Source organism: Deltaproteobacteria bacterium, assembly GCA_009930495.1.
In the GTDB taxonomy this organism is placed as follows: Bacteria; Desulfobacterota; Desulfovibrionia; order Desulfovibrionales; family Desulfomicrobiaceae; genus Desulfomicrobium.
Genome location: RZYB01000133.1, coordinates 1 through 7,451, shown reverse-complemented (window position 1 = coordinate 7,451; position 7,451 = coordinate 1). Strand labels below are relative to the sequence as shown.

General features: G+C 58.3%; 6 protein-coding genes. All 6 read right to left on the bottom strand.

Annotated elements, in window-relative coordinates; genetic code table 11:
• Nucleotides 1-173: 173 nt before the first annotated feature.
• From EOL86_10580 to EOL86_10555, 6 genes are read right to left on the bottom strand one after another with little or no spacing between them, the layout of a single operon-like run.
• Complete coding sequence (locus EOL86_10580) at nt 174-1,220, bottom strand: N-acetyl-gamma-glutamyl-phosphate reductase (GenBank protein ID NCD26017.1); 1,047 nt, start codon at nt 1,218-1,220, stop codon at nt 174-176.
• A 9-nt stretch (nt 1,221-1,229) separates the two neighbouring features.
• Entirely contained in the window at nt 1,230-1,532 is a 303-nt protein-coding gene (locus EOL86_10575; protein NCD26016.1) for a DUF1844 domain-containing protein, read from the bottom strand.
• Between the two features lie 9 nt (nt 1,533-1,541).
• Nucleotides 1,542-2,708 (bottom strand): alanine--glyoxylate aminotransferase family protein, encoded by a 1,167-nt coding sequence (locus EOL86_10570; GenBank protein ID NCD26015.1) that lies wholly within the window; start codon nt 2,706-2,708, stop codon nt 1,542-1,544.
• A gap of 21 nt (nt 2,709-2,729) precedes the next feature.
• Nucleotides 2,730-5,300 carry a DNA polymerase I gene (gene polA / locus EOL86_10565; GenBank protein ID NCD26014.1) on the bottom strand — a complete coding sequence of 857 codons (2,571 nt, stop codon included), beginning with the start codon at nt 5,298-5,300 and terminating at the stop codon, nt 2,730-2,732.
• Between the two features lie 23 nt (nt 5,301-5,323).
• Entirely contained in the window at nt 5,324-6,343 is a 1,020-nt protein-coding gene (locus EOL86_10560; GenBank protein ID NCD26013.1) for a phosphoesterase, read from the bottom strand.
• A 7-nt stretch (nt 6,344-6,350) separates the two neighbouring features.
• Nucleotides 6,351-6,866 carry a cobalamin biosynthesis protein gene (locus tag EOL86_10555; protein ID NCD26012.1) on the bottom strand — a complete coding sequence of 172 codons (516 nt, stop codon included), beginning with the start codon at nt 6,864-6,866 and terminating at the stop codon, nt 6,351-6,353.
• Nucleotides 6,867-7,451: the final 585 nt, after the last annotated feature.

The following is a 7,451-nucleotide window of genomic DNA, read 5'->3' as shown; positions in this document are numbered from 1 at the left end:
GATAACCCGCGTCGTGGCCTGATCACCATCGAGAATCACGGCGGCCCGCATGTCCTTGCCATCGCGGAAAAGCAGCTCATATCCCCAAATGCGCATGTCGTGGGTAAAGATTGGCTGCCTGGCCACGAAAATGGTCTCGTACAAGGAACTCCCCGAATCGCTCATGGCACGGTTTACGGCATCATGGCAGCCTGGGACAGACCAGTGGACAAATCCAGCCCCAACATCAGATTGGCATTGGCCACGGCCTGTCCGGACGCGCCCCGGCAAAGATTATCGATGGCTGAAACCGTGATCAATCTGCCGGTCCGATCGTCGGTGACCAAACCGATGTCGCAAAAATTGGTGCCGCGCACCCAGCGCGTCTCGGGAAGCACCCCCGCTGGCAAAATCCTGACCCAGGGTTTTCCGGCATAAAAACCGGTATAGGTGTCCCGAACCCGATCCAAATCCACACCGGCCGCGAGCTTGGCATAGGACGTGGTCAGAATGCCCCGGTTCATGGGCACAAGATGGGTGTTGAAGGACAGACGTATCTCCCGCCCCACAGCCAGACCCAATTCCTGCTCAATTTCCGGAGTATGGCGGTGTTTGGTTAAATTATATGCCCGGAATGTATCGGATACTTCACAAAACAACGTACCCACGCCCGCCTTGCGCCCGGCACCGGTGGTACCGGATTTGGAATCCACGACCAAATCCTCGGGCGAGATCAGTCCGGCCTTCAAGGCCGGGTACAGGGCCAGGATGGCCGAGGTCGGATAGCAACCCGGGTTGGCCACCAGACTCGCCCCGACGATCCGGTCCGCGTACAGCTCGGGCAAACCATAGACAGCCTCGGGCAACAGGTCGGGGCGGGTGTGCTCGACCTTGTACCAACTTTCGTAGACATCCTTGGAACGCAGCCGGAAATCCGCGCTCAGATCGACCACCCGCGCGCCCTTGGCACGCAGCTCGGCGGCCATTTCCATGGCCGTGCAATGCGGCACGGCCAAAAAAACCAGATCGCAGTTGGCGGCCAGAAAAGATGTGTCCGGCGCGGTAATCATCAAGTCCGACAATTCGGTGCCCTGCAGAAACGGATAAATTTCCGCCAGCCGCTTGCCCGCTTCCTTGCGGGATGTGACCTGTGTCAGGCGCATGCCGGGATGCCCCAGAAGAATCCGGGCCAGCTCCATGCCCGTGTAGCCGGTCACCCCGACCAATCCAACACGTTTCATGACATGCTCCTATTTGGCCTTCTGGACGTATTTCATCCGCAATTCAAACAACATGTCCTTGAGTAACCGCGCCTCTTGCGGGGTCAGGTTGCCCTTGGTCTTACGCTCCAACATGCACAGAATATCGATGGTTTGCTTGGCTGCCAGAATATTTTCCATAACCTGGCCGCTTTCCGGTTCCGGTACCTCGCCCAGATGAACCAGGGCCGAAGAACTCATCGACAAAACAAAGGTACCAAAATCAAGCTGCGGCAAGTCCGCGCAGGAACAAGACAAATCTTCGTATTTCTTATCGATATTTTTGTCGCTCATACGCACTCCTCATGCCTTGGGATAGCCCTGACCCAGGGCGCTTTCATAGGCGGTCATGGAATCCTCCAAAAATGTCCGCGCGGCGGAATAGCCGCCAGCCCTGACCAGCCCCTGTTTCAGGGCGTGCAGGCCGGCCAGGACATCACTCCAATCCACATGGCCCATATGCCCCAGACGAACGATGCTGTTTTTCAATTCACCCTGGCCGCCAGCCATGACCACGCCGTAGTCCTCGGCGGCACATTTGAGGACAGTGGCGCTGTTCACGCCTTCGGGCATACGGATGGACGTCAAACCCCAGGTAAAATGGGTGGGCGCCAAAAGATCAAGGCCCAAACTGGCGGCCCCTGCCCTGGTCATGGCGGTCAGGGCCCACTGTTTGCGGAATATCTCTTCCAATGTCTGGGTCTGGAACAATTCAAGACTCACGGCCAGACCCTGGATCAAATTGACCGGCGAGGTAAACAGGGTCTGATTGCCCAGGCTTTTTTCGCGCTCGGCGCGCAGGTTGAAATAAAAATCGCGACAATCGACCTGTTCTGCCTTGTCCCAGGCCTTCTGACTAAAGGCCAGCAAGGCCAATCCCGGCGGAAGCATGAGACCTTTTTGGGATCCGGTCAGCAAACAGTCGATGCCCCAGGCATCCATGGGACAGGGCGATATGCCCACGGCCGAAATACCGTCCACCACCAGAAGTACATCCGTGTTCCGCGTCACCTCGCCCAGATCGCGCACGGGATGAAGCACGCCGGTGGACGTTTCCGAAGCCTGGACAAGCACGCCGCGAATTTTCGGATTGGCCTGCAAGGCGGCGCGCACATCGTCGGCGGCCACCGCCTGTCCTGGTTCCTGGGCCAGAACGATGACCTCCAGATTCCGGGCCTCGGAAATTTCCCGCCAGCGTTCCCCGAATTTTCCGCCCTCGATCACCAGGACGGTTTCGCCCGGCGCGAAAAGATTGGCCACGGCCGCGAACATGGCTCCGGTGCCGGAGCAGGACAGGGGCAATACCCGTTGCGTGGTTTCGAACAGATATTGCAGGCCAGGCTGAATTTTTTCCATGACCCGCACGAAATCGGCCTTGCGGTGATGGATCATATCCTTGGCCAGGGCCAGACGGACCTCTTCGGGCAAGGGCGTGGGGCCTGGGGTGAGCAATCGCAGTTTATTGAGCATGTTTCTTCCTGAATGTTTGATTTAATGCGCCGTGTTCCAATCCGGGCCCACGCCCCAATCCACGGCCAAGGGCACGGACAGGGCGTATACGCCGCCCATGATCCCGGCCACGGCTTCGCCAACCGCTCGGGCCGTGTCCGCGGGGGCTTCCAGCACCAATTCATCGTGAATCTGCAAAATGAGCCTGGCCCCAAATTCTCCAATAACCGCGCTCTTGTCCACTTCGAGCATGGCCTTCTTGATGATGTCCGCGGCCGAGCCCTGGACCACGGTGTTGATGGCCATGCGTCGGGCCTGCTGGGCCAGATTGGCGTTACGGGAATTGATGTCCGGCAGCATCCGCCGCCGCCCGGCCAGTGTGGTCACATAGCCCAATTCCTTGGCCTTGGCCTCGATTTCCTCGTAAAACTCCCGCACCCTGGACAATTTGCTGAAGTACACGGCGATGAACTCCTTGGCGTCCTTGAGACTGATGCCCAGTTCACGCCCGAGTTTCTGCGGCCCCATGCCATAAAGCAGACCAAAATTGATGGTCTTGGCCTTGCGCCGCTCTTCCGGGCTGACGTTTTTCGTGTCGAAAAGAATGCTAGCCGTGCGGGCGTGAATGTCCTGGCCCGAGGCAAACGCCTCGCACAGGGTCGGATCCTTGGACATATGGGCCAACACGCGCAGTTCGATCTGGGAATAATCGGCCGCCACGAGCAGATGGTCCGGAGCGGCCACGAAGCAGGAACGCATCTGCGCCCCCAAAGGGCCTCGCACCGGAATGTTCTGCAAATTCGGATTGCTGCTCGAAAGTCGTCCCGTGGCCGTGGCCAGCTGATTGAACGTGGTGTGGATGCGGCCGTTTCCGTCGGCCATGGTCGGCAGAGGCTCAAGATAGGTGGAGCGCAGCTTTTCGTACATCCGAAATTCCAGAATATCAGCCACGATTTTGTGCTGGACGGCCAGTCCTTCGAGCACGGCGCTGGACGTGGACTGCGCGCCCTTGGGCGTTTTCTGTTTGCTGCTCAGACCCAGCTTGGAAAAAAGTATGTCCGCCAGTTGCTGGCTGGAGCGGATGTTGAAATCCTGCCCGGCCTGGGCGTGAATGGCCAGGGTCAGACGATCCAGCTCCGACTGGACCATGGCCAGCAGGTCGCGAAACTTGGCCTGATCGATGCGGATACCCCGTTTTTGCATGGCCACCAGAACATGGGTCAGGGGCAGTTCCATATCACGGAGCAGGGTCAGCAACTCGGACGCGGAAAGCTGCTTCCTGAGTAACCGGCCCACGGCCAATACAGTCCGGCCCGGATTGTCCGCACTGACCTCGAGCTGATCGGCCAACCCGTCGCGAATGCGCTCCAGGGAATAATTCCGCTCCTCGGGACTGAGCAGATAGGCGGCCAGCTCTATGTCGAAGACGTCGGCGCATCCGGACATATCCACCTTCTCCCCTTCCAGGATTTCCTTGACCGAAGGGACGTAAACCCTGGCTTCACGCAGGGCCCGGGCCAAATCCCGAGACTGTCCCATAAAAACGACCTCGCGCCGGTCCAGACCGAGAATCCAGCGTCCATCCTGCCCCAGGAGCCCCACTTCCTGTCCGGACAGGGATGGAAGCTCGGTCACGATTTCAGGATCGACCCGATCCGATTCCACCGTCCCGACAGACTCCCGAAGCTCATGGGTCTGTGGAGCAACGACTTTTTTTGTCCCGCTCTGACCAAACAAACCACGTGCCTCGCCCAACAGGGAGCGAAATTCGTATGTTTGAAAAAAGTCCCCGACATCCTCCGGGCTTGCCGGGCGGACCGTCAATTGGTCCATGGCGAGATCCCCGCACAAATCCGTGCGCAGGGTGGTCAGCTCGCGATACATGAACACATTCTCCATGTGCGGAGCGAGCAGGGTCTGTTCCTTGGCCGTGAGCCGGTCAAAATTCTTCTTGAGCGCGGCCAGGCTCGGAAACCGGCGCAACAATCCCATGGCCGTCTTCGGGCCGACCTTGGGAATACCCGGGATATTGTCGGCGGTATCGCCGATCATGGCCTGATAGTCGGCCCACTGTCCGGGCTCAAGACCTGTCTCGGCCGTGAAACCGTCCACGGTGATCAACTTTTCCTTGCCCTGGGCCGGGTCCCACAGGACGACGTTGCCATCCAGGCACTGACGCAAGTCCTTATCCGCGCCGACAATGACCACGTCGCGCTCTGTCTTGAAACGCGCGGTCAGACTGGCGATATAGTCATCGGCCTCGGCCCCTTCGGCTTCCACCACCGGCACGCCCATGCGGACCAAACCAGCCTTGAGGGGCTCCAGTTGGACGGCCAGGCCTTCGGGCATTTTTGGGCGCTGTGCCTTGTACGGCTCGTACAATTCGTGGCGGAATGTCGGTCCCTTGCCGTCGGTGATAAAAACCAAGTGGGTGGGTTTTTCTTCGCGCAGAATTTTGAGGATCAGCTTGAAAACAATATACATGGCGCTAGTCGGGAACCCGTCGGCGCGCTTGAAATCCGGATAGGCATAAAAACCGCGATAAATGAAGGCGTGGCCGTCGATCAAAAAAATGGGCTCGGTTTTGAGGCCGAGCCGTTCACGTAAACTCATGCGTCCTCCATTGAAGGCGGAGATTATTTCTGTGTGGGTTCGGGAGGGTTTTCTGGCTTCTTCTTGGTTTCCGTGCCCGAATGCAGGCGCTCCCAGACAAACTGGCTGACCGGCTGACTGCCGAGCTTTTCCATGGGGATCTCGGCCCTGGCCATGGATTTGTGTCCACCGGCCGAGCCCAAATCTCCAAAAAGGCGCTTGGCGAACTTGCCCATGTCCCGACGCAGGCCGTCGCCACGAAAAACAATGATCAGCTTGTCTTCATGGATGCCGCTGACCACGGTGGAGGACAGTCCATGCACGCGCAGAAAAAAATCGGCCAGGATGACCAGAATGTCGGCGGAATCGACCTTGCCCATGAAAATGGAAATGGTCTTGCCCATGACCCGCATCTTGCGGAAGGCCTGGGTGAAATACTTGAGCCATTCCAGGCGGAATTCCGAGCGGATGATTTTGTGCAGGAGCGGCTTGTTGTAGAATTTCGACAAATACCGAAAAGCCTTCATGTCATTATCGTGGAATTCCCGCTCGAAACTCTGGGTGTCGGTCTTGATCCCGTACAACAGGGCCGTGGCCAGTAATTTGCCCGGCCGCAGATTCAGATTGTAGAGATATTCGGTCATGATGGTCGCGTTGGAGCCGTATTCGGGCAGAATCTCGACGAAATCGGCGTCCACCGGCATGCCCGCGACCTTGGGATGGTGGTCGATGACCACGGAAAAATGAATATCGGCGAAACCCGGATGATGATGGGGCTGGGAATCGACTAGGGCGAACCTGTCGTACTGGGCGGCCAGGGGCGGGGTCAGGCGCTTGGTCGGAATGCGCAGATGTCGGATCATGGCCAGATTGTCCGGCCGGGTGACCTCGTTGACATGGGCGATACCAACCTGCTCCACGCGACCGGCCAGAATGCGCTTTAAAGCCAGGGCCGAGGCCAGGGCGTCGGGATCGGCGTTGATCAGAATCAGCCAGCGCTCGTTCTTGTTCAGGAGTTCCTGAAGCTTGGCGAGCTTCGGATCGAGCTTCCGAAAATATGCCATGACCTTCTCACTTGAGTTTATGGGCCAGACCGGCAAGGACCAGATACACACTTGTACTGACCCTGGCAATTTCACGATTCAATTGTCCCAAATCCCGCGCAAAGGCCCGGACCGAGCCGTCAAAGGCCAGGGGCCCCAGGCCCATTTCCGTGGACACGAGAACAAGACGTCCACCATGCCAGCCCTGAAGGGCATCGATCAATTCCGCCTGTCGGGCCAGACGCGCGGAATGATCCAAACACCGATTCTGAATCGCGAATATCCAAAAATCCAGACTGTCCACGAGGACGGATCCTGTCTGACCGGATAATTCGGCCACGATCTCGGGCAGTTCGGTCCCCACTTCCCGGACCAGAATGGATGGATCACGGGTTTGGCGATGCGCCTGGATCTGCTCTCGAAAGGCCAAATCGCGGGATTTGCCCGTGGCGATCATGGTCCAGGGCTTGGGGCCGGCGGCCAAAAGTTCCAGGCCAAAATCGGATTTGCCGGACTTGTTGCCGCCCAGGATCAGATCAATCATGGCTCATTCCCCAGACGTCCAGCCAGGAACGCAGCAACGCCAGGGATCGCGAAAATTCATCCTTATGGAAAACCTCCACCACCAGCACGCAAGGTCTGGTCAACCGCGTCAGAATCCGGCGCAATATCCCGGGGTCGGGCAGCTGGTCCAGACCGGCATGGCCGGACGCGGACTCACCTCCATAAACATGCATGATCCGGATGCGCTCATGGATTCCGGAACGAAGCAAAAGCCGTTCCTGGCCATAACTGACCAAATGCCCCAGATCGAGGCATACGCCCAGATCATGGGCCTCGATGACCGGCCACACCTCGGACAGATCGTTGCCACGCGTGTTTTCCAGACACAATCGGGATATTAAATCGGGACGCAATCGCAACAGATTCTCCAGATCATGGGGGCATGGAGAATGGAGCACATAGCCCCAGGGCCGGGTAAATGCAATTTTGCGCTCCAAATCACAAAGAAGCTTGGACACATTGGCGACACCACGCGTCCAGGGCAGGTCCACGGGCAGGTGCGCGTGATAGGACAGATCCAGATCCGCCAGCTCGGCCGGCAGATCCTGCTCATCATATTCCAGAC

Excerpts from the sequence above, each read along its gene's own strand:
- EOL86_10580 (NCD26017.1), bottom strand. The coding sequence starts at position 1,220 with ATGAAACGTGTTGGATTGGTCGGGGTGACCGGCTACACGGGCATGGAG.
- EOL86_10575 (NCD26016.1), bottom strand. The coding sequence starts at position 1,532 with ATGAGCGACAAAAATATCGATAAGAAATACGAAGATTTGTCTTGTTCC.
- EOL86_10570 (NCD26015.1), bottom strand. The coding sequence starts at position 2,708 with ATGCTCAATAAACTGCGATTGCTCACCCCAGGCCCCACGCCCTTGCCC.
- polA (NCD26014.1), bottom strand. The coding sequence starts at position 5,300 with ATGAGTTTACGTGAACGGCTCGGCCTCAAAACCGAGCCCATTTTTTTG.
- EOL86_10560 (NCD26013.1), bottom strand. The coding sequence starts at position 6,343 with ATGGCATATTTTCGGAAGCTCGATCCGAAGCTCGCCAAGCTTCAGGAA.
- EOL86_10555 (NCD26012.1), bottom strand. The coding sequence starts at position 6,866 with ATGATTGATCTGATCCTGGGCGGCAACAAGTCCGGCAAATCCGATTTT.